Genomic DNA, 25,229 nt, shown 5'->3' on the forward strand with positions numbered 1-25,229 from the left:
GAGTATACTATGACCTATATCCAAAATCCTTCCTCTATCGAGGAAAAGAGCTTTCAGATTATTCAGTCTACGATTACTGAAAAAGATCCTGATTATGTCTTCCATTCGGAAATGGAAGAATCCATTATCAAGAGGGCTATCCATACGACAGGAGATTTCGATTATCTCTATACCATGCGCTTTGAGCATGACGTCCTTAAAAAAATAGAAGAAGTAATTAGAGCTAAGGGAACCATTCTACTGGACTCTAATATCTCTCTCAATGGGATTAACAAGCGCGTACTTGACCAGCTGGGTGTGAGCTATCGCTGTTTGATAAGCGATGAAGAAGTGGTTGAACTGGCCAAGGAAAAGCAGATTACCAGAGCCATGGCGGCTGTTGAGATAGCAGCCAAGATTGAAGGGCCTAAAGTATTCGCCTTTGGTGGTGCTCCGACTGCCTTGTCTTATCTGATTGAGCTAGCAGAGCAGGGACTGGTAGAACCAGACGCTGTGATTGGGGTTCCGGTCGGTTTTATCAATGTTGAAGAATCTAAAGAAGAGCTGCTTCAGTCAGGTCTTCCTGCCCTTGTCAATGTCGGCAGAAAAGGCGGCAGTACGATTGTTGTAGCCATTATCAATGCCATTATCTACCAGCTGAGAGAAGTGGTGACGGATGACTATGTCCGCTACTCTACGCCATCCAGTAAAGAAGGAGGAAAGAACTAGATGTCCTATCTAAAAGCAGCGCACAAAATTGAAGAAGCTAGTTTCAGCAAGATTCAGGAAATTATTGACCAAGAGCATCCGGATATTCATTTTTCAGATCCTTTTGAAGAGGCAGTGCTCAAGCGGGTTGTCTTTACCAGTGCAGACTTTGACTACCTCTACAATATCAAATTTTCCAATCAGGTTATTGAGAAAATTCTCTACGTCCTCCGAAACAAGGGCACCATTTTTACGGATACGACTATGGTCTTGGGTGGTTTTAATAAAAAACTGCTGGATGACTTAGGTGTTTCCTATCGCTGTCTGGTCAATGAGCCAGCAATCTTTAAGGAAGCTAAGGAGAAAGGAATCACTCGCTCCATGGCTGCTGTGGAATATTCGGCTAAAGTGGATGGTCCAAAGCTATTTGTCTTTGGGAATGCTCCAACGTCCATCTTTAAGGTTTTAGATATGGTCGAAGAGGGAAGCTTGCAGCCGGATGCGGTTGTCGGGGTTCCAGTTGGCTTTGTCGGAGCGGCAGAATCCAAGCTCAAGCTACATGAAAGTTCTGTGCCTTCTATTGCGGCACTGGGTCAAAAGGGCGGCAGTACCATCGCAGCAGCGGTCATCAATGCTATCCTCTACCAGCTCAAGCTCGACACTACAGACTATGAGCGTTACAGTGTTTCAGATAAAAAGCAGGCTCCGGGGAAAGGAGAAGGCTAATGATGGATGAATACGCTTATGTCAATGGAAAGAAATTAAGAAAAGGTTTTACAACTGGCACTTGTGCGACAGCAGCGACTGTTGCAGCCTTGAGCATGATTTTAAATCAGGAAAGAGAAGAAAAGGTTACTGTTCATACGGCTTCAGGTGTGGAAGTGACCATGGATGTTCACAATCCTTCCTTCGGACCAGAAGAAGCGACCGCGGCCATTGAAAAAGATGGCGGCGATGATGCGGATGCGACGCATGGCCTCTTGATTTATTCGACCGTGACTCTTTTGCCAGATCAGACGGAAATCGAGATTGACGGTGGTCAGGGAGTCGGGCGCGTGACTGAGAAAGGACTGGCCTGCGATGTCGGCATGGCAGCCATCAATCCGACTCCTAGACGGATGATTGAGCAGCATGTCCGTGAGATTATCGGTCCCAACTGTGGGGCGCGGATCATCATTTCCGTTCCTGGAGGAGAAGAAACGGCCAAGCTGACCTACAATTCCAGACTAGGTATTGTCGGTGGCATTTCAATTTTGGGAACGACAGGGATTGTCAATCCTATGTCCGAGGATAGCTGGAAGGCGTCCATAACGATCGAGTTAACCATGCTCTATAATCAAGGACATCGCTCAGTCGTCTTGGTGCCAGGGAATTACGGTGAAGATTTTGCTACTAATACTGTGGGAATTCCAGGCGGGCGTATCGTCAATATGAGTAACTTTGTCGGCCATGTCCTCAAAGAAGTGCAGCGGATTGGCTTTACCAAGGTTTTGATGATTGGCCACATGGGCAAGTTTGTCAAAGTGGCGGCTGGGATTTTCTCTACCCACAGTAAGGACTCGGATGCCCGTATGGAAACGCTGGTGGCTAATCTAGCCCTGATGGGGGCGCCCATGGAGCTGTTGGAAAAGGTTGACAAGTGCTTGACGACCGAGGCAGCTGGGACAGCCATTAAAGAATTTTCTTATGAGGGTGTCTATCAGGTCTTGGCGGATAAGATTAAGGCTAGAAGTGAGCGTCTGCTCCGCTATCGTAAGCCAGAAGTCAGTATTGAAGTGGTCGTCTTTGGGACTGAGGAAGGCTATCTGGCATCAACTCAGCCTTTAGAGCAGATAAAGGAGGAATGGACATGATTTATGTTATCGGAATTGGTCCGGGAGATCCGAGCTATGGTCTTCTGGGACAGGAAGCCTATTTTGAAAAGGCTGACCGCATTTTGGGTAGTGAACGCCATCTGGAAATTTTACCGCCGGCTTACCGGGATAAGGGTCTGGTCCCTCCTAAAAAATTAGCTGCGCTGGCGGAGTTGCTGGCGAGCTTTGGTGAGGATGAAGAAATTCTATATCTGGCCTCAGGCGACCCGCTGATTTATGGCTTGGGCAAATGGCTATCAGAGAAGTTTAAGGGACGCGTGGTCATCTCGCCGGGTATCAGCGCTATGCAGTATCTGGCCAGCAGAATTGCCCTCCCCATGAACGATGCTTATCTGACCAGCAGTCACGCTAAGGCACCAAACTTTGACTTGATTATGAGTCTGTCAAAAGTCTTTATGGTGACAGATCAGAAAGTTGGCCCCTACGAGATTGCTCAAGAGGCTGTTAAAAGAGGCTTAGATAAGGTGCTGGTCATCGGTGAGCAGCTGAGTTATGAAGACGAGCGTATTACCATTCTGCCTGCGAATGAGGTAGAAGACAGAGAATATGAAATGAATGTGGTGGTGGTGTTAGATGAGGGATTCGGAATTTATCAGGGCTAAAGTCCCTATGACTAAGGAAGAAGTCAGAGCCATCAGTTTGGATAAGTTGGAGCTGCATCGGGCCAAGCGCATGCTGGATGTCGGCTCTGGAACTGGCAGTGTTACGATTCAGGCAGCCCGAACCTATCCAGAACTGGAAGTGGTGGCAGTGGAGCGAAATGAAGATGCGGTGGCCTTGACGCAGGAGAATATCCAGCACTTTGGCTGCCACAATGTCCGTCTCTATCAAGGACTGGCTCCGATTGAGCTGGAAGGCAGCTTTGATGCCATTTTTGTCGGAGGGACTGGGGGCAATATGCAGGAGATTTTCGACTGGTGTGCCGAACTCATGGAGCCGGGAGGTCGGCTGGTCTTGAACTTTATCCTGCTGGAAAACGCTCTGGAAGCAGCTCAAATAGCAGAACAGATGGACTGGGAGGATTTAGAGATTGTTTCAGTTCAGGCTAGCCGCTGGACAGGTATAGGCAAGGGGCACTACTTTAAGCCTCAGAATCCGACCATTATCGTTTCTTGTAAGAAAAAAGAAAGAGAGGCTAATTGATGTCTAAAGTACATTTTGTTGGAGCCGGACCAGGTGACGTGGAGCTGATTACACTCAAAGGTTACAAGCAGCTGTCTGAGGCTGATGTGGTCATTTACGCAGGATCCTTGGTCAATCCAGACCTTCTGAACTACTGTAAGGAAGGAGCTGAGGTTCATGACAGCGCCAGCATGCACTTGATGGAAATCATCGATGTCATGGAAGCTGGAGTCAAGGCTGGTAAAGATGTAGTCCGCCTGCAGACGGGAGATTTCTCCATTTATGGCTCCATTCGAGAGCAGATTGAAGAGATGAAGAAGCGGGATATAGAGTTTGACTGTACGCCGGGCGTCAGCTCTTTTCTGGGAGCTTCTTCCAGTATCGGGGCAGAGTATACCGTACCAGAGGTTTCTCAAAGCCTCATCATCACTCGGATGGCTGGTCGGACGCCTGTGCCAGACCGGGAATCCCTGAAAAGTTATGCTCAGCATCGGACCTCTATGGCCATTTTCCTGTCGGTTCAAGGTATTGAAAAGGTCGTCAGCGAGCTGATCGAGGGCGGCTATCCTCCAGAAACGCCTGTGGCTGTCATTTACAAGGCTACTTGGCCGGATGAAAAGAAGGTCTTTGGCGATTTGACAAATATTGCTGAGAAGGTCAAGGAAGCTAAGATTAGAAAGACAGCTTTGATTTTGGTCGGTGACTTTTTAGGTCAGGAATTCTACTATTCCAAGCTCTACCATGCGGATTTCCAGCATGAGTTCAGACGGGGGAAGAGCAGCCATGCTAAGTAATTCTCAACCTCGCTACGCAATCGCAACAGTGACAGCAGTCGGCAAGGACTTGGCTCTGACTCTGCGAGAAAAGCTAGGCAAGGAAATTCCTATCTATACGACCCCTCGCTTGGCAGATGACAGGGTCATTGCCATCGAAGGACGAGTGATTGAGGCACTTGGTCAGCTCTTTCAGGAAGTGGATGTTCTCATTTGTATCATGGCTATCGGTGCAGTTGTGCGAGCTATTGCTCCGGTCTTGAAAGACAAGGCGACTGACCCAGCAGTGGTAGTCATGGATGAGAAAGCGACCAATGTCATCAGCCTGCTGAGCGGACATCTAGGCGGAGCCAATCAAGTGACGCTAGACATCGCAGAATTGCTCGGTTCCAATCCTGTTATCACGACAGCAACGGATGTGCAGAATGTAACAGCCTTGGACAATCTGGCTCAGTCGGTCAATGGCTGGCGGCCGGAATTGCGAGAGTTCATCAAACCTTTCAACAGCTATCTAGGCAGCGGCCGAACCGTCTATTTCTATCAGGAAAAGGACTGGGTTACGGACCTTCGCGGTCTGACTCTGGTGGATGAGGAAGGACTTGCGGCTGTTCTCAAGGGAAATGAACCGCTGATTCTATTGACTACTGAAAAAAAGGACATTCAAAGAGAAAACCTGGCTCTCATCTATCCTCAACCTTATATCTTAGGAGTTGGTGCTAGGAAAGATGTGGCTCCTGCTGTCTTCCGAGAAGGCTTTGAGGAATTTTGTCAGCAGCAGGGGATTTCTGCCAGTGAGATTTCCAAAATCGTCAGCATTGATGTCAAGAAGGATGAAGCTGCTATTCTGGCCTTGGCTGAGGAATTGGGCTGTCCCTTTGAGACTTTTAGTAAGGAGGAGCTGTCTGTTGTTGCAGACCGCTATCCTCAGTCAGAATTTGTCAAAAAGACAGTCGGAGTCGGCAGTGTCGCCTTGGCCAGCGCAGATCTGGCTAGTCAGGGTCAAGTCCTGACAGAGCGCTTTGCCAAGAACGGCTGTACCTACGCGCTTGCAAAAGCAATAACCAAAAAGTAAATCAAAAAGAGCAGACGGTCTTATGAACCAACTGCCATTATAGAATTTTATCATACCCATAAAGGAGAAAAAATATATGTTATACGTTATCGGATTAGGCCCAGGTAAAGAAGAATTGATGTCACAAGAAGCATTGGCTGCTATAGCCGATTGTGAAATTATCGTCGGCTACTCAACTTATATGCGGTTGATTCTTGATTTAGTCAAGGACAAGGAGCTCGTAGCGAATGGTATGCGCCAGGAAATCGATCGTTGCCAAAAGGCTATTGATTTGGCTAGAGAGACTGGCAAAAATGTCGGAGTTGTTTCTAGTGGAGATGCCGGAGTTTATGGAATGGCTGGCTTGATTTTAGAATTGCTGGGAGATGCCAGTGATGTAGAAGTTAAGGTGGTTCCAGGTATTACAGCTAGTCTGGGTGCTGCTGCAGTTATGGGAGCTCCCCTCATGAACGACTTTTGTCATATCAGTCTGAGTGACTTGATGACGCCTTGGGAAATGATTGAGAAGCGTCTGCATGCCGCAGCTCAAGGTGACTTTGTAGTCTGCCTCTACAACCCTCGGAGTAAGGGACGTCCAGACCATCTAGCAAAAGCACTTTCTATCATGTCTGAGTACAAGTCAGAGGATACGATTGTCGGTATCGGTAAGGACATTGGCCGTAAGGATGAGGAAATCATCTTGACGACTATCAAAGACTTGGATGAAACTTTGGTAGATATGACGACAATCGTTATCGTTGGTAACAAAGAAACTTATGTTAAAAACGGACGCATGATTACACCTCGAGGATATACTTTATGATGAAATTACTGCTGGGAGGGACATCTGACAGCACCGCTATTTTAGAAGTGCTTGACCGCTTGAAAATCAATGTGACCAGCTCTGTTGTCACAGACTACGGCCGGCACTTGGCTTCCAAATTCGGCCAGCCTGTCATTCAGGGCCGGCTGACAGCCGAGGACATGGTTGCCTTTATCAAAGAGAATGATGTGGATGAAATCATTGATGCAACCCATCCTTTTGCGGACATTGTGTCCAAGGAAGCCATTCGGGCGGCAGAGATGGCCGGTGTGTCTTATCTGCGCTTTGAGCGTCAGGCGACCTTGGATTTGAGCGGAGCCATCGTGGTGCACTCGACCCAAGAAGCAATTGATGAGATTGCCAAGCGCGGCTACAAGACAGTCTATCTGGGAACAGGCAGCAAGACCTTGCCGCTCTTTGTCAAGGGTCTGCCAGAGCAGCGGATTGTTGTTCGCGTTCTGCCGACTTCGGAAGTGCTTCTGGCTTGTGAGCAGCTGGGACTGGTAGCGGATCAGATTGATGCAATCAAGGCTCCATTTTCCAAAGAGTGCAATAAAGAGCTCTTGCTGCGCTCGGGAGCAGACGTCTTTGTTTCCAAGGAAAGCGGTACTGTTGGCGGTATTCGTGAAAAGATTGACGGCTGCCAAGAGCTGGGGATGGACTGCATTATCATCTCTCGGCCAATTGTGTCCTATCCGCAGATGGTTTCTAGTTTAGAAGAGCTAGAAGCTTATCTGACAAAATAGCTAAAAAAAGGAGAAAAAATGTCCGGTTTAGTAACATTACTGGGAGCAGGTCCAGGCGATGCGGAGTTGTTGAGTCTCAAAGGCAAGAGACGGCTTCAAGAAGCAGATGTCTTGGTCTTTGACCGCTTGGTCAATCAAGAGCTCTTTCAGCATCTAAAGTCTGACTGCGAAAAGATAGATGTGGGTAAAAAGCCAGGCCAGCCCTGCATCCGACAGGAAGAAATTGAAAAAATTCTCATCGAAAAAGCCCGTCAGGGCAAGCGGGTAGTCCGCCTCAAGAGCGGTGATCCCTATATCTTTGGCCGAGGCGGAGAAGAAGGAGTCAAGCTGGTGGAAGCTGGTGTGGACTTTGAAGTGGTGCCAGGCATCACTTCTGCTGTGGCTGGTCTGACCTATGCAGGAATTCCTATGACTTATCGGGATGTAGCGACTAGCTTCCATGTCTTTACAGCCCATCTCAAGGATGAGACAGAAATGCTCAACTGGGAAGCAATTTCTAAGCTCAAAGGAACCTTGGTCTTCCTCATGGGCATGAAAAATCTGCCTACCATCGTCCAAGAGCTGACGGCTAGAGGCTATGGCAAGGACAAGCCAGCCGCCATCGTTGAATGGGGAACCCATCCTCAGCAGCGCTCGGTAGACGGAACCTTGGGCAACATAGTCGAACTAGCAGAAGCTAAGGACTTTAAGGCACCGAGTGTCATCGTGGTAGGTGATGTCGTAGCCTATAGACAGCAGCTGAATTTCCATGAGAATCTGCCGCTTTTCGGTCGGAAAATCCTTATCCAACAGTCAGAGACTGGCAGACTTCCTCGCTTGCTCAAGGATGCTGGAGCTGCGCTGACCACTTTCCCAGCTCGAGATTTGGTTGAAGAGTTAGAATTGCCTCTGCCGGATTTGGAGCAGGTAGATGGCCTCCTCTTTGCAGATATGCAGAGCTGGCCGCTCTTCTTGAAAGCCCTCCGCAAGGCAGGCAAAGATTTGCGCAGTCTGCCGCACATCCGCTTTGCAGCTATTGGTCATCATACGGCTAAATCTATCGAAGCGAGCGGCATTGTGCTGGATCGGATGACGCCACAGCAGTCGGATACGGATTTTGCAGCTGCCCTTGAAAAAGAAGGCGGCAACTGGTATATTCTGACTGCTGAGCATAAGAAAGCCAGTCTGGCAGAACTCTATTCGTTGCCGATTATTGCTAGCCACAGGCTGGCCTTTGACAGTCAGATTAGCAGTGACAATTGGTCAGAGATTGAAGTAGTCTGTCTTCCGAACTCTGCTGCAGCCATGAACTTTGTGGCAGCTAGTCAGGAAGCTGGATTTGACTGGAAGGATGTTCCAATCGTTGTCATGGGTGCCAGCACGCGGGCTGTTTTAGCGGAAGCAGGCTTTAGCAAGATTGTTGAGACGGATGAAGCGACTATTGCTTCCATCGTTGACAAATGTCGGGAAATTCTCTGAAAGGAGGTGAATCATGAGTAAAGCTATAGTAGTAGTCAGTTTCGGAACGACCTATCCCGAGACCAGACGCAAAACAATCGAGGCCTGTGAGCAGGCTATTCAGGAGCGTTTTCCAGACTATCCGGTCCACCGAGCTTTTACATCCAATGTCGTTAGACGGCGGATTAAGAAGCAGGAAGGGCTAGATATTCCTACGGTCAAAGAGGTTTTGGAGCAGCTCCTGGAAGCGGGTACTGAAGAGGTCTATATCCAGCCTCTCCATGTCATTTTGGGCAGCGAGTATGAGAAGATTCTTACCCAAGCCAAAGAGTTTGAATCGGCTTTTAAAAAGCTAGTCGTTGCCAAGCCTCTGCTCAACAGTCAGGAAGACTATGAGGCTGTCAAGGATATTCTGCTGGAACGGTATGGCCATGAGGGTCAGGATGCAGCAACAGTTTTGATGGGCCACGGCAGCCAGCATTATGCTTTTACAGCTTATGCAGCCTTGGATCATATGCTGAAGGGAAGCTCAGTCTATGTCGGCTGTGTAGAGAGCTATCCTCCGGTTGAGCTGATTGAGCAGGAACTGAAGAAAGATGGCGTCCGAGAAGTGCATCTGGCACCCTTCATGCTGGTAGCAGGCGACCATGCGACCAATGATATGAGCTCAGATGAGGAAGGTTCTTGGTATCGCTTCTTTAAGGAGCAGGGATATGAGGTCAAGGCCCATCTGGTTGGTCTAGGGGAATACCCTGAAGTTCAGCAGCTCTACATCCAGCATTTAGAAGAAATCATCCAATAGGAGGAAGGAATGGCGAAATTTTACGGAATTGGTGTGGGACCAGGTGATAGCGAGCTAGTAACTGTCAAGGCCAGTCGGCTTTTGGAAGACTTAGATATTCTCTATACACCAGAGGCTAAGAAGGGAAGCAAGAGCTTTGCATTAGGCATTGCGGAGCCCTATCTGAAAGAGCATCTGGAAATCAAGCAGCGGCATTTCCCTATGGTCCGTTCCAATTCGACCAAGGAAGTCCAGTGGCAGGCTATCTCTGCTGAAATCGCAGAGGATGTGAGGTCTGGCAAGAATGTTGGCTTTGTCACATTGGGAGACCCCATGGTCTACAGCACTTACAGCTATCTGCTGGCCCTGTTGGAAAAGGAAATCGACTGTCAGACCATCCCTGGCATTACCTCTTTTTGCAGCATGGCTTCTGAGCTAGGTCAGCCCCTGACCATGGATGAGGAGTCTCTAGCGGTCATGCCGGCTACGGCTTCTGCTGAGAAGATTGAGGCGGCGCTTGAGCTGCATGACTCGATTGTGATCATGAAGGTGGCCAATCACCTGGATACAGTCCTGCCTCTGCTTGAAAAGCTCGGTCTCTTGCAGCAGACTTTCATGGTTAGCAATTCTTCGACAGATAAGCAGCAGACTCTGCTGGGCCTCGATGGAATCACACCAGAAACCAAGCTGCCTTATTTTACTACCTTCCTCGTGAAAAAGAAGATTTTTTAAAATCAGAGTCTATGTTCAAGGATGAAGATTCATTCTTGTGAGCTCAGGCTCTTAGAAAAGGAAAAAAACATGAAACTATTAAAAAATAAAAAAGTAACTTTTGTTGCCTTGCTGGCTATTTTGGCGGTACTGAGTACCCAGTCTGTGTCAGCTATGCATATCATGGAAGGTTATCTTCCACTCTTTTGGTGTATCTTCTGGTTCGCCGTATTCCTGCCTTTCTTTGTAGTAGGCTTGATGCGCATCAAGAAAATCGTTGCAGAGGATCCAAATTCCAAGACTATGCTGGCCTTGTCCGGTGCCTTTATCTTTATTCTGTCTTCTTTGAAGATTCCGTCTGTTACAGGATCTAGTTCGCATCCGACTGGGGTTGGTCTGGGGACAGCTATGTTTGGCCCATCCGTTATCAGCGTTTTGGGAACCATCTGCTTGCTCTTCCAAGCCCTTCTCTTGGCTCACGGCGGCTTGACAACTCTGGGTGCCAATGCATTCTCGATGGCAGTGGTTGGTCCATTTGTTGGTTATTTCGTCTACAAGTTTGCTAAATCCATCAAGCTTTCTACACCGGTTTCTATTTTTATCTGTGCTGTGATTGCGGACTTGGCAACTTATGCGACAACTTCTATCCAGCTCGGTTTGGTCTTCCCAGATGCTAACAGCGGCTTTGTTGGTTCTGCACTGAAATTCATGGGTGTCTTCTTGACTACTCAAATCCCAATCGCTATCGTAGAAGGATTGCTGACAGTTGTCCTCTATAACTTAATCTCAGAAAATGTCAAAGAAAGAGCAGGTCTGTTCAAATGAAAAAATACAAGAATATCATCTTAATCTTGGCTGCAGTAGCAGTCACTCTAGCTGCCTTTATCTTTGCACCTAAGGGTGTGGAATACAGTGGAACAGATGACGCTGCTGAAAAAACCATTAGCTCTATCCAAAAGGACTATGAGCCTTGGTTTTCACCAATTTTTGAGCCAGCAGGTCCGGAAGTAGAAAGTCTGCTCTTCACCCTGCAAGGCAGTATCGGAGCGGGTATCATCTTCTATGTTATTGGCTACCACAAAGGGAAAAAGCAAGGCCAACAAAAGGAAAACTCTGAACATAAATAAAAGCCTTCAACAGTATGAGAGAGCTCTGGTTCTTGATAGCGATTCAGCTTGTTTGGGACCGGAGCTGCTCTGTACTGGGGGTATGGTAAAAACAAAGCTAGAAAGGAGTACCTCCACTTGTTTGCGATTGATAAATACGCCTATCAAAATCGGCTGAAAAATCTACCGGTTGCTTATAAATTTGTCATCTATCTGCTCTTGTTAGCTGTCAGCTTTTCTGGTGTCAGGATTCTGCAGCTAGGACTTATCGTCTTGATGGCGCCTCTGACTTGCTATGTGGCTCGGCTTCCGTGGCTGCGCTATCTGAAGTGGTATCTGCATGCCAGTATCTTTATCCTGATTAGTCTCTTGACCTTTGTCTTGACCTATCAGAACAGTCAGGAGCAGCTCTTGCTGGCCTTGCCTTTGGGTCAGGGCTATCTGGGCATCAGCCAATCCTCTGTCCAGCAGACCATTTTTATCCTCTTGCGCATCTATTCATCCTTGGTTTCGACTTATTTCTTTGTCCTGACGGTGCCTTTTGCTCAGATGCTGCGGCTGTTTAAAGCTATGCATGTTCCACGGGTACTGCTAGACTTGATTGTCCTCATGTATCGCTTCATTTTCCTGGTCTTCTATGAGTTTGTGACCATTCGGGATACCTTGGACTTGAAATTCTCCTTTTACAATAAAAGGAAGCAACACCAAGCTTGGGGCAGATTAGCCAATACTCTTTTTGTTAAATTGCTAGATGATAATCAGCATTTAAATGAAGTACTGACGCTAAGATTTGATGCAGAGCACAGTGAATAATGAAAGCGCATTTACAATAAGACTGCTTTTATACTATAATGGAAAGTAGATAGGAAACATAGATGTTACAAGTAAAGAATATTTCTTTTTCGTATGACGAAAATCCAACGCTGCACGATATTTCTATGGACTTCGAAGAGGGCCGGATTACTGGCATTCTGGGAGTCAACGGTTCAGGTAAGTCTACCATCATGAAAATCATCACCCGACTGCTCCAACCGCAGAAGGGCAGTGTTTTATATGATGGTCAGCCTGTAGGCGACTCTAAGAAGGCCTTGTTCCAGTATCGGCAGCATGTCAATATGGTCTTTCAGAATCCAGAGCAGCAGCTCTTTTATACCATTGTGAAGGACGATATTGGCATGGCCTTGGAAAACTTAGGCTATGAAGAAGACGAGATAACCAGCAGAGTGGCGACGGCTTTAGAGATGATGGACATTTCTCATCTGCAGGACAGACCGCTGCAGTATCTGAGCTATGGCCAGAAAAAGCGGGTGGCTATTGCTGGCATGCTGGCCCTGCAGCCCAAGTATCTGCTGCTTGATGAGCCTACGGCAGGATTGGATCCCAAAGGGCGGGACCAGATGGCAGCGACCATGAAAAAGCTGGTCCAGGCTGGGACCAACATCATCGTATCCAGCCATGACATGGATCTGATGTATGACTGCTGTGACTATGCCTACCTGCTGCAGAAGGGGCATTTGATTGCGGAGGGCAGCAAGTTTGATTTCTTCCAGCAGGGAAATCTGCTAGTAGAGGCAGGCTTGGCTGTGCCTTGGATTGTCAAGCTTCATCAGACTATCCAGACGCCACTGGCAGAAAATGAAGCTGCTTTCTTTGAGCAGCTAGGAGGACATGTAAAATGGTCAAATCATTGATGGTACAGGGAACTGCCTCAGATGCTGGAAAGAGCATTATTGCGGCGGGTCTCTGCCGGATTTTCAAGCAGGATGGCCTGGAAGTGGTGCCTTTTAAGTCGCAGAATATGGCGCTTAATTCCTTTATCACCAAAAAAGGAGATGAAATGGGCCGGGCTCAGGTCGTTCAGGCTGAGGCAGCTGGCAAAGAGCCGGATGTCCGCATGAATCCAGTCCTGCTCAAGCCCACCTCTGACCGCAAGTCCCAGGTTGTTTTTCTAGGCCGGGTACTGCGGGATATGGATGCTGTCGAATACCATGAATACAAGCAGCAGCTCCTGCCTAAGATTAAGGAAGTCTATGATGAGCTAGGTGCTGAGAATGATATCATCGTCATTGAGGGCGCTGGCAGTCCAGCTGAAATCAATCTCAATGACCGAGACATTGTCAATATGGGCATGGCCAAGCTGGTTGATGCGCCAGTGATTTTAGTGGCGGATATTGATAAGGGAGGCGTCTTTGCCTCTATCTACGGAACGATTGAGCTCATGCCGCCTGAGGACCGCAAGCGGATCAAGGGTGTTATTATCAATAAATTCCGTGGCGATGTGGCCCTGCTGCAATCCGGCATTGATATGATTGAGGAGCTGACCCAGGTGCCGGTTATCGGAGTCGTGCCTTATGCCCAGCTGGATATTGACAGCGAAGACAGTGTGGCATTGGTGCAGAAGAGCCGGCGCTTTGATAGCAGAAAGAGTCTGGATATCGCAGTTGTCAGCCTCAAGCGTCTGTCCAACTTTACGGATTTTCATAGTCTAGAAATCCAACCAGATGTTTCTGTCCGCTATGTCCAGCCTGGGGATGCAATCGGTCGGCCAGATCTCTTGATTCTGCCGGGCAGTAAAAACACCATCGAAGACATGAACTATCTGAGAGAGTCTGGTCTTGAAGCCGAGATTCTCGAGTGTCTGGAGCAGGGCGTGCGAATCTTTGGAATCTGCGGCGGCTATCAGCTGCTGGGGCAGAAGATTAGCGACCCGCTGCACCTTGAGTCTGACTTAGAGGAGATTAGCGGGCTGGGTATTTTAGAGACAGAGACGGTGCTTCAGCCGGTCAAACGGACGACACAGGTCAGAGCCCTGCATGAGGGGCAAGAGCTAGAGGGCTACGAGATTCACATGGGAGAAACCCAGCTTGCGGATAGTCTGGATCCATTTTCCATCATCAAGGAGCAAAATGGTGAGGCAACCGAGCGTCCAGATGGAGCTGTGGCTTATGGCGGGCAGGTGCAAGGGACCTACCTTCATGGAGTCTTTGACAATCTAGAATGGACTCGTCAGTACCTGAATGAACTTCGGCTGGCTAAGGGCTTAGAGCCGCTAGAGGACCAGCTTGTCAGTATCAAAGACTTTAAAGATAGAGAGTATGATAAGTTGGCAGACGTCCTGCGCCAGTCTTTGGATATGGAGCAGATTTATCAAATCATCAACAGAGAAGAAAAATGAGAATTTATACGAAATACGGTGACAAGGGCTTTACTCGGCTCTACGGTGGGGACCGAGTATCCAAGACCCATATTCGGGTCGAAGCTTATGGAACGATGGATGAGCTATGCTCTCATCTAGGCTATGTCGTATCTGAGATGCGTGACTATCCCATCTTGGATGACCTGCGTCTGGAATGCGAGGAAATCCAGCAGCATCTCTTTGACTGTGGCAGCGACTTGGCTACACCGAGGGAATTGCGTCCCTACAAGCAAGAGCCAGCCAATGTCAGCTGGCTGGAGGAGCGGATGGATGAGTATATGCACATCCCTCCGAAAATCGACCGCTTTATCATTCCGGGCGGCCATCGGATTGCGAGTCTTCTGCATGTGGCTCGTACCATGACCAGACGCCTGGAGCGCCGGATGGTGGCTGTTATAGAGGCAGAAGAAGCGGTCAATGAGATTGGCTTGATCTATATCAACCGCCTGTCGGATTACTTTTTTGTGCTGGCTCGATTGGTCAATGACCGTCTAGAGGAGCCAGATACAGTCTACAAACGCAGCGCGAAAATCTTTCGGGAAAAGAAATAGGAGAAGCTAGCATGTATCCAGTCATGATTAATATCAGAGAGAAGAAAGTCGTGGTAGTGGGAGGCGGCAAGGTCGCAGCGCGGAAGATTAAGACCCTGCTGGCTGAGCAGGCTGCTGTGACGGTGGTCAGTCCGACTCTGCATGCTGACATTCCGCAGTCGGAGATCCAATGGCTAGCTAGACCCTACCAGACAGGTGATTTGGAAGGCGCAAAGCTAGTCTTTGCCTGTACAGATCAGGCGGAAGTCAACCGCCAGATTATGGAGGATGCGGCACCCAGTCAGCTGGTAAACAATACGGGCGACAAGACCTTTTCTGACTTCTACAATGTAGCCATTGCGAGAAAGAAGGACGTATCTGTTATGATTTCGACCAACGGCCTCTCGCCCAGCCGTTCCAAGGAGATTCGCAAGAAGATAGAAGCAATTTTAGACCAACTTTAAAAGAAGGAAAGAAGCATGCACCTATTATATGTGGGTTTGACCCATCGGGAAACGCCGCTGCCAATTTTGGAAAAAGTACATTTTTCAGATCAGGAGGGGCTGAAAGCTCTGAAGCTCCTGAAAAGAGAAAAAAGTATCTTGGAAAATATCATCCTGTCTACCTGCAATCGGACCGAGCTCTATCTGGTGGTGGACCAGCTGCACACTGGCCGCTACTATTCCAAGCATTTTTTGGCGGACTGGTTTCAGATTCCTGTCAAGGAGCTGGAAGAGTATTTAGTCTTTCGTGAGGGGGATGAGGCCTTGCGGCATCTGCTGCGGGTCTCCATCGGCCTGGAATCCAAGATTGTCGGTGAAAGTCAGGTCTTGGGCCAGCTCAAGCAGGCTTTCTTGACAGCGCAAGATGCTGGTACGACTGGAATTGTCCTCAATCAGGCTTTCAAGCAGGCGCTGACCTTTGCCAAGCGCATGCATGATACTTATCGAATCAATGACCGGCCTATTTCTATCGGCCTGACGGCTATCCAAGAATTGGACCGAATGGGGCTGGATTACAGCACTAAAAAGATAGCTGTTATCGGTTTGGGAGAGATTGGTCAGCTGGTGACCAAGTATGCTCTGCAGCGGCCATTCGAATCAGTCATGCTGCTCAATCGGACGGTCAGCAAGGCTCAAGCATTTCTGACAGAGGACAGGGTGTCTGCCCATGGCTGGGATGAATTGGAAGCGGTGCTGGCGGATGCGGATGTGGTCTTTTCAGCGGTTAAAACGGAAGAATACATTATCTTTCCTTCCATGCTTAAGGCGGATGCAATCGTGTTTGACCTCTGTCTGCCTCGTTCCTGCCATCCGAGCTCGTCTCTCAAGCTCTATAATATCGAAAATCTAACCAATCAACTGGAGCAATACAAAGCGGAGCGGCAGGAGATTGCCGGTCGGATTGCTTTGGAGATTGATGAGGAGCTGGTCAAGTTTGCTGACTGGCGTCAGCAACTGGGCATTATTCCTCTGATTCAGGAAATCAGGGATAAGGCTTTGGAAGCTCAAGCTTCGGCCATGGAAAGCCTTAATCGTAAGTTTCCGGATTTGACCGAGCGGGAGCAGAAGCAGATTTCCAAGCACATGAAGAGTATTATCAACCAAGTCTTGAAGGAGCCAATCTTGCAGCTCAAAGAGCTGTCAGTCGGAGAGCATTCAGACTATGACATTGCCTTGATTGCCAAGATATTTGGCTTGCACAGAGAAAGGGGAAAAGATGAAGGTCATTAAGGTAGGAACCCGCAAGAGTAAGCTGGCTATGACCCAGACCCAGCAGTTAGTGGACCAGCTCAAGGCGATCCATCCAGAGCGGGATTTTGTCCTCGTTCCCTATACCACAAAAGGAGATCGCTTGACCCATGTCAGCCTCCAGGAAATTGGCGGCAAGGGAGTCTTTGTCAAGGAAATCGAACGAGCCCTCTTAGCTGGTGAGATTGATATGGCGGTCCACAGTCTCAAGGACATGCCGGCTAAGCTAGCTGAGGGCTGTGCGCTCGGTGCGATTAGTCAGCGAGAAGATGTTCGAGATTGCTTGATTTTCCGTCAAGCTGGCCAGACGCTGGCTAATCTTCCTGAGGGCGCTCTTATAGGAACCAGCAGCATTCGCCGGCAGGTTCAGCTGCAGGCTCAGAGGCCGGATTTGACTTTCAAGCCACTTCGGGGCAACATTGATACACGCATCAAGAAGCTGGAAGAGGGTGAATACGATGCGATTGTCTTGGCTATGGCCGGTCTTAAACGCTTGGGCTGGCTGGACCAAAGCCGACTTCACATTCAGACTTTAGAGACCAGTCTTTGTCTGCCGGCTATTTCTCAGGGCGCTTTGGCGGTGGAATGCCGGGAAGAGGATGAGGAGCTGCGGAGTCTATTAGCGGCTGTTCAGGATGAGAAGACAGCCGCTGAAGTGGCAGTTGAGCGAGCAGTTTTGGCTCAGATGAATGCAGACTGTACCTTCCCTATCGCTGCTTTTGCCCAGAAAAACGGTCAGGGCTATCAGCTAGAGGCCATGCTGGCTAAGGAGGACGGCCAATGCATCTTTGTCAGCCTTCAAGGGCAGGATGGTCAGGAATTAGCTGAGCAGGCTGTACGCCAGTTAGCCGATAAGGGAGCAGTAGGAATGCCATGGTTAAAAAAATAATCTTTACCAGGGAGCAGGCGCCGGACTCTGCCTGGCTAGAAAAGATCAGACAGGCTGGATTTGAGACGCATCATGTTCCTCTCATTCGCTGTCAGTCTCTGCCCTTGCCAGAAGCTGTCCAAGCAATTCTGTCAGAAGCTGACTGGGTCTTTTTTACCAGTGCTGTCGCAGTGGAGGCTTTCAGTCCCTATCTGAAAGCTGACTACCAGATTGCGACCATTGGGCCGCAGACCAGTCAGGCGCTGGACAAACTAGGCAGAGCCTGTGATTTTCAGGCCAGCAGCCACTATGGTCTTGACTTTATTCAGGAGTGGCTGGATTTGGCTCTGCCAACGCAGAAGATCTTGCTGCCCCAGAGCAGCTTGTCCAATCCCAGTCTGGCTGAGACATTAAAAGAAGCAGGTCATGATGTCTGGGCTTGGCCTATGTACGAAACGACCTCAAATCCTGCTGGTCAGGACCAGCTCCAGACCTATCTGTCCCAGGAGAATGTGATTTGGACCTTTGCCAGTCCATCGGCTTGGCAGAGTTTTTGTGCTATTAAGCCCCATCTAGCATCCAGTCATCAGATCGCAGTGATTGGCCAGACAACGGCTCAGGCGGTTAAGGAGTCTGGCTATGGGGTAGACTACCAGCCCCAGAGTCCTTCTGTTGAGGAAATGGTCAAGGAAATAATCAAGAAAGAAGAGAAGAAGCATGGAATTTTATAGACATCGCAGGCTAAGAAGAAGCAGCGGTCTGCGGCAGCTGGTTCGAGAAACCAAACTGTCTGTGGATGATTTTATCCAACCCTTGTTTGTCAAGGAAGGCTTGACTGAAAAGCAAGAAGTAGCCTCCATGCCGGGAGTTTATCAGTTCTCCCTCGAGGATTTGCTGCCAGAAGTTCAGGAATGTGTAGACTTGGGCATTCGGGCTTTTATCGTCTTTGGCATTCCGTCAGAAAAGGACGAAATAGGCAGTCAGGCTTCAGCTGAAAATGGCATTGTCCAAGAAGCTATCCGTCTAATCAAGAAGCATTTTCCTGAGACGGTCGTCATTGCAGACACCTGTCTCTGTGAGTTTACCAGTCATGGCCATTGCGGTATTTTGCGAGGGGAGGAAGTGGACAATGATCTGTCTCTGACTAGACTGACAGAAGTTGCTGTCAGCCAAGCCAGGGCTGGAGCAGATGTCATTGCGCCTTCCAATGCCATGGACGGTTTTGTGGTGGCTATCCGTCAGGGGCTTGATGCGGCGGGCTTTGAAGACATTCCCATCATGTCCTATGCGATTAAGTTTGCCTCTAGCTTTTATGGACCTTTCCGAGATGCAGGTGAGAGTGCTCCGGCCTTTGGCGACCGCAAGACCTATCAGATGGATCCGGCCAATCGCTTGGAAGCTCTTAGAGAAGCTAAGAGTGATGAGGAGCAGGGAGCAGACTTTCTTATGGTTAAGCCGGCTCTGGCCTTTCTGGATATCCTCAGAGAGCTACGCCAGGAAACCCGGCTGCCTCTGGTGACCTATAATGTCAGTGGAGAATACGCCATGGTCAAGGCAGCAGCTCAGCAGGGCTGGATCAATGAAAAAGCCATTGTCATGGAAACCTTGACCAGTATGAAGCGGGCTGGTGCAGACTTGATTATCACTTATTTTGCCAAAGATGCGGCCGGTTATCTGAAAGAAGGATAGAGACTGCGGAAAATCAGCAGTTTTCTAGATAAGGAGGACGAACTTGAAGAGAGAACATTCCAACCAATATTTCGCAGAGGCTCAACAGCTATTTCCAGGCGGGGTTAATAGTCCTGTCAGGGCTTTTAAGGCTGTGGGCGGCCATCCGCTTTTTATCGAAAAAGCCAGCGGAGCCTATCTGCATGATGTCGATGGCAACCGCTATATTGACTACGTCCTGTCTTGGGGGCCTATGATTTTGGGGCATGCTCCTAAGGATGTGTTACCAGCAGTTGAGGAAGCTATTTGGGAGGGGACCAGCTTTGGTGCTCCGAGTCCCAGAGAGATTGCCCTTGGCCAGCTGGTGCAGGAGCGTCTGCCTTTCATGGAAAGAATGCGGATGGTCAATTCGGGAACGGAAGCGACCATGAGCGCCATTCGGGTAGCGCGTGGAGTGACCAAGCGCTCTAAAATTGTCAAATTTATCGGCTGCTATCATGGCCACAGCGATTCCTTTTTGGTTCAGGCTGGTTCAGGCTTGGCCAGCTTTGGGATTGCTGATTCTGCCGGAGTCATTGCTCAGGTAGCTGGGGAAACTCTGGCTTTGCCTTACAATGATACAGATGCTCTCAAGGCTTGCTTTGAAAAGCATGGAGATGACATCGCCTGTGTCATTTTAGAAGCAGTTGCTGGCAATATGGGCTTGATTCCAGCGGATGCGGACTTTATCAGTACTATTCGCTCCCTCACTCAGGAATACGGCTCTCTCTTTATCGTGGACGAGGTCATGAGTGGTTTCCGAGCTCATTATCAGGGGGCAGTTGGCCTCTATCAGACAGAGCCGGATCTGGTCTGCTTGGGCAAGGTTATCGGTGGCGGCTTCCCAGTCGCAGCCTTTGGCGGCAAGGCCATCTATATGGATCAGGTAGCGCCTCTAGGCAGCATCTATCAGGCCGGCACTTTGTCGGGCAATCCAGTCGCCATGACGGCCGGTTACGAAACGCTGAAACAGCTGACACCGGAGCTCTTTGCTGAGATTGAAGAGAAAACAAGCTACCTCTGTGATGGCTTACGAAGTCTAGCAGACAAGTACAGTATTGATTTGCAAGTCGTATCCAAAGGGACTATGTTTGGTTTCTTCTTCAGCCAGAAGCCAGTCCGCAATTTTGAGGATTCTAAGGCGGCTGACCATGCTCAGTTTGCAAGACTGCACGGTCTCTTGCTGGAAGAGGGCATCTATCTGGCGCCATCTCAGTATGAAACCAACTTTATGTCCAGTGCCCATACTAGAGTGGACCTAGACCAGACCTTGGCGGCCTTTGAGCAGGCATTTCAAGTAATGAAAGAAGAAGCAAATGGCTAAGATTGTGTTAGTGACAGGCGGTGCCAGAAGTGGCAAGTCGGCTTTTGCGGAGGAGAAGTTGGCGGATCGAGAGCGAGTCTGTTACATTGCGACTGGTCTTCCCCGAGGAGAAGATCCAGAATGGCAGGAGCGGATTCGGCTGCACCAAGAGCGGCGGCCGGCTTCCTGGACAACTCAGGAGCAGTATGCTGGGCTGGCGGACTGGCTGCGAGAGCAGTCGCATCCAGTTTATCTGCTGGATTGTGCCACTCTTCTGACCAGCAATCGCCTCTTTGATTTGATTGCCCAGCATTTTCCAGACAAGCTGGAGCTGTCCGAGGAACACTTTCTCAGTCGGCAGGAGCAGTCTTTCCTGCTGCAGCTCTTGGAAGAAGAATGGCAAGAGCTCCTATCTACAATCCGTCAGACAAATGCTGAGTGCTGGATTGTAACGGACGAGGTTGGACTGGGCATTGTGCCAGAGACCAGACTAGGACGCTTTTTCCGTGATGTGCAGGGCAAGATCAACCAACTGATTGCAAAGGAGGCGAGTGAGGCTTATCTGGTCATCTGTGGCCTCGCTCAGCAGTTGAAATGATAAAGGCATTGATTATCTATACCCAATTTTTTAGCCGGATTGTGATTCCAAAGGCAGTGGATATTTCCTATCTGCGACGGGGACTTCCTTTTCTGACCCTCTTTGGTCTCTTGCTGGGTTTGATTTCAGGAGGATTTTATTTCCTGATGAGCCTAGTCTCGCCAGGGATTGTCGCTTGGGTTCTGACACTTGCTTTCGATGTTCTGCTGACAGGTGGTTTTCACTTAGACGCTCTGGCGGATACAGCGGATGGTCTCTTCTCCTCTCGTAAGAAGGAGCGGATGCTGGAGATTATGAAGGACAGTCGGATTGGCAGCAATGGCGTACTGGCACTCATTCTCTACTATGCTCTGATGCTGGTTCTCTACCCTTATCTGCCAGAGCCTCGCTGGTTTATCGTGGCTAGTCTGACCATGATTGGCAAGGCCGGTCTGAGTCTACAGCTTTACCGGATGACCTATGCCAGAGAAGGCGGTGGCTCAGGAAATTTCTTCAGTGGCAGCAAGACGAGTCATATCCTGCTTGCCCAGCTTCTTCCCTTGCTCTTATCTCTGCTGGTTTTCAGTTGGAGAGGTCTCTTGGCTTATGGCTTAGTATTTCTGGGAGCAATCGGCTATCGCCGGTTCGTTTATAATAAAATTGATGGCCACACAGGCGATACGTTAGGAGCCTACGTAGAAATTGCCCAGCTCCTCTATCTCTTGGGATTGGTGGTGCTAGGATGAAAAGATGGTATCTGATGCGGCATGGTCAGACAGACTATAACCGCAGACGCTGTTTCTACGGCAGCCATGATGTCTCTATCAACGAGCAGGGCCAAGAGGATGCTAGGCAGCTGGAGCTTCTGATGCAGGAGCGTACGGTTGATGCAATCTACACCAGTTGTCTCAAGCGGACGCAGGAAACAGCCCAGCTGGCTTTTCCAGAAAGGCAAGTCCAGCCTATAGCCGACTTTGACGAGCGGGGCTTCGGGCAATGGGAAGGCTTGACAGCTGATGAGATTGAAGCGGCTTTTCCAGAAGTCTGGCAGGCTTGGTTGGAGGCCCCCTTTGAGGTCACGCCTCCTGAGGCAGAAGTTTTCTCAGACTTTCAGACCAGAGTCTGGGCAGCAACAGACCGCCTGCTAGATACTACTGATGAGTCAATCGCTTTAGTGGCTCATTTGGGAGTCCTTCGCTTAATTTACCAGCATTTGGTTGACCGAGAGGCTGTTTTTTGGAACATTGATGTCCCCCAAGGACGAGTGCTGCTCTTGGAAGAGCGGGACCAGACTTGGCAGGTGACCTTACTCTAAGGCTCTATTATTTAAAAACAAACGACATGATTTATCTTGGGAAAGAGGTGACCAGATGAATACACAGATTCAGGATGAATTCACTTTTAAAAATGGTCAGGCCATGCGCAATCGCGTTGTCTTGGCTCCTATGACCATCTGCGCTAGTGAGCCGGGTGGCTATGTATCTCAGGCAGATATTGACTTTTTTGCCCGCCGGTCTAGGTCGGTTGGTATGGTCATTACTGGCAGTACCTATGTCCATCCTCTGGGAAAGTCCTTTGCGGAGAGCTTCAGCGGCGCCGAGGACGATAAGATTGAGGGGCTTAGCCGTCTGGCCAAGGCCATCAAGGACCAGGGGGCTCTGGCTATTGTTCAGCTCTATCATGGTGGTCGTATGGTTCTGCCCGATTTGATTGACGGTCAGCCAGTAGCACCCAGCGCTGTCAAGGCTCCGCGCGATTATCTGGCAGAGCCGAGAGCGCTCAAGAACGCTGAAGTGGAGCAGGTGATAGAGGATTTTCTGTCAGCTATCAGACGGGCCATTCAGGCTGGATTTGACGGAGTCGAGCTTCATGGCGCTAATACCTACCTGATCCAGCAGTTTGTCTCTCCCCATTCCAATGTCCGTCAGGACAAGTGGGGCGGCAGTCTTAACAACCGCCTGCGCTTTCCAAAGACCTTGCTGAAAAGAGCCAAGCAACTAGTCAAAGAAGAGGCTGACCGCCCCTTCCTGATTGGCTACCGCTTTTCTCCGGAAGAGATTGAAGAGCCAGGTATCCAGCTTTATGACACCCTGCAGTTGCTGGAGCAGCTCATCTATCATCAAGTGGACTATCTGCATATTTCGACCTCTGATGTCTGGCGATCGTCTATCAGAGATTCTCAGGACTCAGAGCCAGTGATTCAGAAAATTATCAAAAAAATTAATGGTAGAGTGCCCCTGATTGGTGTCGGTCAGATAGAGACCAAGCAGGATGCCCAGCGAGTATTGGATGCGGGGATTCCGCTTTTTGCCCTGGGCAAGGCCCTGCTCTTAGACCCCGACTGGGCAGAAAAGGTTGTCTCCGGCCGAGAGGCAGAAGTTATCCGAACTTATCGCGATGAGTTGCAGGCTGACCTGGCTTTGCCAACTGCCTTTGTCGAAGATGCTAGAAGCTATCTGGAAGGAAAAGATTAAGACAAGCACATCCCCAAGGAGGAAAGAGGATGAGCAATCATTTGTTTTTCACTCGTCTGCTCTCTCATCTTCAGGACATAGAACCACCTTAGACAGAGAGCGAAGCGTATTTAGATTTGACTAGGACAGACCGTCTTAAAGTAGTTTACAAAATAGAAAAGGAAGTTGATTATTTTATGAAACATTTTAAAAAAATTATGGCTCTAGCCTTGGCAGGCCTAGCCCTAGCCTCCTGTGTAAACCCTAGCAAAACCAGTGAGCCTACTGGCGATAGTGGCAGTAAGACTGTAACCATTGGCTACACCCAGTTTCCAGCAAATGTAGACCCAGCAGCGGAATACAATGGCTGGTTCACGGTCCGTTACGGAGTGGGAGAAACCCTCTTTAAGATGGACGACAAACTTGAGGTAAAACCTTGGCTGGCTGAGAAAATCGAAGCAGTCTCAGACCTAGAGTGGAAAATCACCCTCAAGGATAAGGTGACCTTCCAAAATGGTGAAAAAATGACCGGTGAAAAGGTCAAAGCTTCTCTGGAACGCTTGATTAAGACCAGCGAGCGGGCAGCATCAGATATGGGGATTGACAGCATTTCTGCAGAGGGTCAAACCGTGACCATCAAGACAAAGGCTGTTCAGCCGATCATGGCGAATCTCTTGGCAGAGCCCTACTCCGCTATTGTGGATACGACTGGCAAGAGTGCATCTGACAAGGCTCCAGTCGGAACTGGCCCTTACATGGTGACCAAGTACACTCCTGAGAGCGGAGCAGAACTCAAGGCTTATGACGACTACTGGGATGGTAAGCCAAAAGTTGCTAATCTGAAGATTAAATACTTCTCTGATCCGACAGCTATTTCTGCAGCCCTCAAGTCTAAAGAAGTCGATGCTGTCTATGGTCTGCCTTATGCAAATCTAAGTACCTATGCTTCCGATAAGAACTACAAAATTTCTGAAGTAGAAGGTTCCCGCTACCTAGCTTACTACTATAACTTTGAAAATCCTTACGTAGCAGATGACAAGTTCCGTCAGGCTTTAGATACCTTGGTAGACAAGAAGACCTACTCAGAATCCCTCTTTAAAGGCTCAGCTGTACCAGCTGTTGGACCTTTCCCTAAAGGGTTTGCCTTTGCCCTGCAAAAGAGCGTCCATGAATTTAACGTAGACAAGGCTAAGAAACTCTTGGATGAAGCTGGCTACAAGGATACTGACGGCGATGGCTACCGTGAAAAAGACGGTCAAAAAGTCAGCATTGAGCTGCTGTCCTTTACTCGTCTGCCTGAAATGCCGCTGGCTGTAGAAGCAACCCAGCAACAGCTCAAGGAAGTCGGAATCGAAGCGACTATTAAGAAAGTTGAAGTCAGTGCCGTTGCCAGTGAAAAGGACTATGCCTTTACACCTTACGCGGTGGTAGCAGCTCCTATCGGTGATCCATATGCCTTCTTCAACAGTGCTGTCAAGACCAATGGTACAGCCAATATCGGTCACTACAGCAACCCAGAAGCAGACAAGAAAATCGAAGAGCTGGCGACTGAAACTGATCCAGCTAAGCGCAATCAGCTCAGCAAGGAAATCCAAGAAATCATGGATAAGGACTACGGCTTTACCATTATCGGCTTCTTCAAGGTCGCTCTGGTAATGGACAAGTCGGTCTCTGGTTTGGAATCCCATCCAACAGACTACTATCACGTCAGCAACAAACTATCAAAGGAATAA

29 protein-coding genes are annotated in these 25,229 nt (G+C 49.0%); all 29 read left to right on the forward strand.

The window, feature by feature from the left end; translation table 11 throughout:
• The first annotated feature begins 9 nt into the window (after window positions 1-9).
• The 29 genes from K1J09_RS04755 (at window position 10) to K1J09_RS04895 (ending at window position 25,229) form a co-directional block, all read left to right on the forward strand.
• Window positions 10-708, forward strand: coding sequence for a cobalt-precorrin-8 methylmutase (locus K1J09_RS04755; protein WP_223323106.1), 699 nt, complete (start codon window positions 10-12; stop codon window positions 706-708).
• Window positions 709-1,413 carry a cobalt-precorrin-8 methylmutase gene (locus K1J09_RS04760; RefSeq protein WP_002915894.1) on the forward strand — a complete coding sequence of 235 codons (705 nt, stop codon included), beginning with the start codon at window positions 709-711 and terminating at the stop codon, window positions 1,411-1,413.
• On the forward strand, window positions 1,413-2,540 hold the full coding sequence (gene cbiD / locus K1J09_RS04765; RefSeq protein WP_002915893.1) for a cobalt-precorrin-5B (C(1))-methyltransferase CbiD: 1,128 nt from the start codon (window positions 1,413-1,415) through the stop codon (window positions 2,538-2,540). Before K1J09_RS04760 ends, cbiD begins: the two co-directional genes overlap by 1 nt.
• On the forward strand, window positions 2,531-3,163 hold the full coding sequence (locus tag K1J09_RS04770; RefSeq protein WP_223323108.1) for a cobalt-precorrin-7 (C(5))-methyltransferase: 633 nt from the start codon (window positions 2,531-2,533) through the stop codon (window positions 3,161-3,163). The genes cbiD and K1J09_RS04770 overlap by 10 nt, the downstream gene beginning before the upstream one ends.
• Window positions 3,135-3,704 carry a decarboxylating cobalt-precorrin-6B (C(15))-methyltransferase gene (locus K1J09_RS04775; RefSeq protein WP_002915891.1) on the forward strand — a complete coding sequence of 190 codons (570 nt, stop codon included), beginning with the start codon at window positions 3,135-3,137 and terminating at the stop codon, window positions 3,702-3,704. The genes K1J09_RS04770 and K1J09_RS04775 overlap by 29 nt, the downstream gene beginning before the upstream one ends.
• A complete protein-coding gene (locus tag K1J09_RS04780; protein WP_002915887.1) occupies window positions 3,704-4,477 on the forward strand; it encodes a cobalt-precorrin-4 methyltransferase in 774 nt (257 codons plus the stop codon). The genes K1J09_RS04775 and K1J09_RS04780 overlap by 1 nt, the downstream gene beginning before the upstream one ends.
• A complete protein-coding gene (gene cbiG, locus K1J09_RS04785) occupies window positions 4,467-5,528 on the forward strand; it encodes a cobalt-precorrin 5A hydrolase (protein WP_223323110.1) in 1,062 nt (353 codons plus the stop codon). Before K1J09_RS04780 ends, cbiG begins: the two co-directional genes overlap by 11 nt.
• Before the next feature lie 76 nt (window positions 5,529-5,604).
• A complete protein-coding gene (gene cobJ, locus K1J09_RS04790) occupies window positions 5,605-6,330 on the forward strand; it encodes a precorrin-3B C(17)-methyltransferase (protein WP_002917648.1) in 726 nt (241 codons plus the stop codon).
• The gene (cobK, locus tag K1J09_RS04795) at window positions 6,327-7,076 is read left to right on the forward strand and encodes a precorrin-6A reductase (RefSeq protein WP_223323112.1); all 750 of its coding nucleotides are present in this window, start codon (window positions 6,327-6,329) and stop codon (window positions 7,074-7,076) included. Before cobJ ends, cobK begins: the two co-directional genes overlap by 4 nt.
• 18 nt (window positions 7,077-7,094) lie before the next feature.
• The gene (gene cobA / locus K1J09_RS04800; RefSeq protein ID WP_223323114.1) at window positions 7,095-8,534 is read left to right on the forward strand and encodes a uroporphyrinogen-III C-methyltransferase; all 1,440 of its coding nucleotides are present in this window, start codon (window positions 7,095-7,097) and stop codon (window positions 8,532-8,534) included.
• A 13-nt stretch (window positions 8,535-8,547) separates the two neighbouring features.
• Window positions 8,548-9,315: a sirohydrochlorin cobaltochelatase gene (locus K1J09_RS04805; protein WP_223323116.1), complete on the forward strand. Its 768-nt coding sequence runs from the start codon at window positions 8,548-8,550 to the stop codon at window positions 9,313-9,315.
• Window positions 9,316-9,324: 9 nt separating this feature from the next.
• Window positions 9,325-10,026 (forward strand): cobalt-factor II C(20)-methyltransferase, encoded by a 702-nt coding sequence (locus K1J09_RS04810; RefSeq protein ID WP_223323118.1) that lies wholly within the window; start codon window positions 9,325-9,327, stop codon window positions 10,024-10,026.
• Window positions 10,027-10,095: 69 nt separating this feature from the next.
• On the forward strand, window positions 10,096-10,830 hold the full coding sequence (locus K1J09_RS04815) for an energy-coupling factor ABC transporter permease (RefSeq protein ID WP_002901131.1): 735 nt from the start codon (window positions 10,096-10,098) through the stop codon (window positions 10,828-10,830).
• A complete protein-coding gene (locus K1J09_RS04820; RefSeq protein WP_002896451.1) occupies window positions 10,827-11,132 on the forward strand; it encodes an energy-coupling factor ABC transporter substrate-binding protein in 306 nt (101 codons plus the stop codon). The genes K1J09_RS04815 and K1J09_RS04820 overlap by 4 nt, the downstream gene beginning before the upstream one ends.
• A gap of 117 nt (window positions 11,133-11,249) precedes the next feature.
• On the forward strand, window positions 11,250-11,924 hold the full coding sequence (locus tag K1J09_RS04825) for a CbiQ family ECF transporter T component (protein WP_032914256.1): 675 nt from the start codon (window positions 11,250-11,252) through the stop codon (window positions 11,922-11,924).
• 62 nt (window positions 11,925-11,986) lie between these two features.
• Window positions 11,987-12,802, forward strand: a complete 816-nt coding sequence (locus tag K1J09_RS04830; protein ID WP_223310928.1) for an energy-coupling factor ABC transporter ATP-binding protein — start codon at window positions 11,987-11,989, stop codon at window positions 12,800-12,802.
• Window positions 12,787-14,286 carry a cobyric acid synthase gene (locus K1J09_RS04835; RefSeq protein WP_002896445.1) on the forward strand — a complete coding sequence of 500 codons (1,500 nt, stop codon included), beginning with the start codon at window positions 12,787-12,789 and terminating at the stop codon, window positions 14,284-14,286. The genes K1J09_RS04830 and K1J09_RS04835 overlap by 16 nt, the downstream gene beginning before the upstream one ends.
• Window positions 14,283-14,858, forward strand: coding sequence for a cob(I)yrinic acid a,c-diamide adenosyltransferase (locus K1J09_RS04840; RefSeq protein ID WP_002898252.1), 576 nt, complete (start codon window positions 14,283-14,285; stop codon window positions 14,856-14,858). Before K1J09_RS04835 ends, K1J09_RS04840 begins: the two co-directional genes overlap by 4 nt.
• A gap of 11 nt (window positions 14,859-14,869) precedes the next feature.
• On the forward strand, window positions 14,870-15,301 hold the full coding sequence (locus tag K1J09_RS04845) for a precorrin-2 dehydrogenase/sirohydrochlorin ferrochelatase family protein (protein WP_223323120.1): 432 nt from the start codon (window positions 14,870-14,872) through the stop codon (window positions 15,299-15,301).
• A gap of 15 nt (window positions 15,302-15,316) precedes the next feature.
• On the forward strand, window positions 15,317-16,570 hold the full coding sequence (gene hemA / locus K1J09_RS04850) for a glutamyl-tRNA reductase (RefSeq protein ID WP_223323122.1): 1,254 nt from the start codon (window positions 15,317-15,319) through the stop codon (window positions 16,568-16,570).
• Window positions 16,557-17,477: a hydroxymethylbilane synthase gene (hemC, locus tag K1J09_RS04855; protein ID WP_002896439.1), complete on the forward strand. Its 921-nt coding sequence runs from the start codon at window positions 16,557-16,559 to the stop codon at window positions 17,475-17,477. Before hemA ends, hemC begins: the two co-directional genes overlap by 14 nt.
• Window positions 17,462-18,187: a uroporphyrinogen-III synthase gene (locus K1J09_RS04860; protein WP_002896438.1), complete on the forward strand. Its 726-nt coding sequence runs from the start codon at window positions 17,462-17,464 to the stop codon at window positions 18,185-18,187. Before hemC ends, K1J09_RS04860 begins: the two co-directional genes overlap by 16 nt.
• Entirely contained in the window at window positions 18,174-19,145 is a 972-nt protein-coding gene (hemB, locus tag K1J09_RS04865) for a porphobilinogen synthase (RefSeq protein WP_002896435.1), read from the forward strand. Before K1J09_RS04860 ends, hemB begins: the two co-directional genes overlap by 14 nt.
• 43 nt (window positions 19,146-19,188) lie before the next feature.
• A complete protein-coding gene (hemL, locus tag K1J09_RS04870; protein WP_223323124.1) occupies window positions 19,189-20,487 on the forward strand; it encodes a glutamate-1-semialdehyde 2,1-aminomutase in 1,299 nt (432 codons plus the stop codon).
• Window positions 20,480-21,064: a bifunctional adenosylcobinamide kinase/adenosylcobinamide-phosphate guanylyltransferase gene (gene cobU / locus K1J09_RS04875; protein WP_223323125.1), complete on the forward strand. Its 585-nt coding sequence runs from the start codon at window positions 20,480-20,482 to the stop codon at window positions 21,062-21,064. The genes hemL and cobU overlap by 8 nt, the downstream gene beginning before the upstream one ends.
• Entirely contained in the window at window positions 21,061-21,789 is a 729-nt protein-coding gene (cobS, locus tag K1J09_RS04880) for an adenosylcobinamide-GDP ribazoletransferase (protein ID WP_223323127.1), read from the forward strand. The genes cobU and cobS overlap by 4 nt, the downstream gene beginning before the upstream one ends.
• The gene (locus K1J09_RS04885) at window positions 21,786-22,358 is read left to right on the forward strand and encodes a histidine phosphatase family protein (RefSeq protein ID WP_125350964.1); all 573 of its coding nucleotides are present in this window, start codon (window positions 21,786-21,788) and stop codon (window positions 22,356-22,358) included. The genes cobS and K1J09_RS04885 overlap by 4 nt, the downstream gene beginning before the upstream one ends.
• Before the next feature lie 55 nt (window positions 22,359-22,413).
• Entirely contained in the window at window positions 22,414-23,517 is a 1,104-nt protein-coding gene (locus tag K1J09_RS04890) for an NADH-dependent flavin oxidoreductase (RefSeq protein ID WP_223323129.1), read from the forward strand.
• 116 nt (window positions 23,518-23,633) lie between these two features.
• Window positions 23,634-25,229, forward strand: coding sequence for an ABC transporter substrate-binding protein (locus K1J09_RS04895; protein ID WP_223323131.1), 1,596 nt, complete (start codon window positions 23,634-23,636; stop codon window positions 25,227-25,229).

Origin of the sequence: Streptococcus sanguinis (genome assembly GCF_019928825.1) — a bacterium.
In the GTDB taxonomy this organism is placed as follows: domain Bacteria; phylum Bacillota; class Bacilli; order Lactobacillales; family Streptococcaceae; genus Streptococcus; species Streptococcus sanguinis_L.

Bases quoted from the DNA above. Each gene is read 5' to 3' on its own strand.
- K1J09_RS04755 (WP_223323106.1), top strand. From the start codon at position 10: ATGACCTATATCCAAAATCCTTCCTCTATCGAGGAAAAGAGCTTTCAG.
- K1J09_RS04760 (WP_002915894.1), top strand. From the start codon at position 709: ATGTCCTATCTAAAAGCAGCGCACAAAATTGAAGAAGCTAGTTTCAGC.
- cbiD (WP_002915893.1), top strand. From the start codon at position 1,413: ATGATGGATGAATACGCTTATGTCAATGGAAAGAAATTAAGAAAAGGT.
- K1J09_RS04770 (WP_223323108.1), top strand. From the start codon at position 2,531: ATGGACATGATTTATGTTATCGGAATTGGTCCGGGAGATCCGAGCTAT.
- K1J09_RS04775 (WP_002915891.1), top strand. From the start codon at position 3,135: ATGAGGGATTCGGAATTTATCAGGGCTAAAGTCCCTATGACTAAGGAA.
- K1J09_RS04780 (WP_002915887.1), top strand. From the start codon at position 3,704: ATGTCTAAAGTACATTTTGTTGGAGCCGGACCAGGTGACGTGGAGCTG.
- cbiG (WP_223323110.1), top strand. From the start codon at position 4,467: ATGCTAAGTAATTCTCAACCTCGCTACGCAATCGCAACAGTGACAGCA.
- cobJ (WP_002917648.1), top strand. From the start codon at position 5,605: ATGTTATACGTTATCGGATTAGGCCCAGGTAAAGAAGAATTGATGTCA.
- cobK (WP_223323112.1), top strand. From the start codon at position 6,327: ATGATGAAATTACTGCTGGGAGGGACATCTGACAGCACCGCTATTTTA.
- cobA (WP_223323114.1), top strand. From the start codon at position 7,095: ATGTCCGGTTTAGTAACATTACTGGGAGCAGGTCCAGGCGATGCGGAG.
- K1J09_RS04805 (WP_223323116.1), top strand. From the start codon at position 8,548: ATGAGTAAAGCTATAGTAGTAGTCAGTTTCGGAACGACCTATCCCGAG.
- K1J09_RS04810 (WP_223323118.1), top strand. From the start codon at position 9,325: ATGGCGAAATTTTACGGAATTGGTGTGGGACCAGGTGATAGCGAGCTA.
- K1J09_RS04815 (WP_002901131.1), top strand. From the start codon at position 10,096: ATGAAACTATTAAAAAATAAAAAAGTAACTTTTGTTGCCTTGCTGGCT.
- K1J09_RS04820 (WP_002896451.1), top strand. From the start codon at position 10,827: ATGAAAAAATACAAGAATATCATCTTAATCTTGGCTGCAGTAGCAGTC.
- K1J09_RS04830 (WP_223310928.1), top strand. From the start codon at position 11,987: ATGTTACAAGTAAAGAATATTTCTTTTTCGTATGACGAAAATCCAACG.
- K1J09_RS04835 (WP_002896445.1), top strand. From the start codon at position 12,787: ATGGTCAAATCATTGATGGTACAGGGAACTGCCTCAGATGCTGGAAAG.
- K1J09_RS04840 (WP_002898252.1), top strand. From the start codon at position 14,283: ATGAGAATTTATACGAAATACGGTGACAAGGGCTTTACTCGGCTCTAC.
- K1J09_RS04845 (WP_223323120.1), top strand. From the start codon at position 14,870: ATGTATCCAGTCATGATTAATATCAGAGAGAAGAAAGTCGTGGTAGTG.
- hemA (WP_223323122.1), top strand. From the start codon at position 15,317: ATGCACCTATTATATGTGGGTTTGACCCATCGGGAAACGCCGCTGCCA.
- hemC (WP_002896439.1), top strand. From the start codon at position 16,557: ATGAAGGTCATTAAGGTAGGAACCCGCAAGAGTAAGCTGGCTATGACC.
- K1J09_RS04860 (WP_002896438.1), top strand. From the start codon at position 17,462: ATGGTTAAAAAAATAATCTTTACCAGGGAGCAGGCGCCGGACTCTGCC.
- hemB (WP_002896435.1), top strand. From the start codon at position 18,174: ATGGAATTTTATAGACATCGCAGGCTAAGAAGAAGCAGCGGTCTGCGG.
- cobU (WP_223323125.1), top strand. From the start codon at position 20,480: ATGGCTAAGATTGTGTTAGTGACAGGCGGTGCCAGAAGTGGCAAGTCG.
- cobS (WP_223323127.1), top strand. From the start codon at position 21,061: ATGATAAAGGCATTGATTATCTATACCCAATTTTTTAGCCGGATTGTG.
- K1J09_RS04885 (WP_125350964.1), top strand. From the start codon at position 21,786: ATGAAAAGATGGTATCTGATGCGGCATGGTCAGACAGACTATAACCGC.
- K1J09_RS04890 (WP_223323129.1), top strand. From the start codon at position 22,414: ATGAATACACAGATTCAGGATGAATTCACTTTTAAAAATGGTCAGGCC.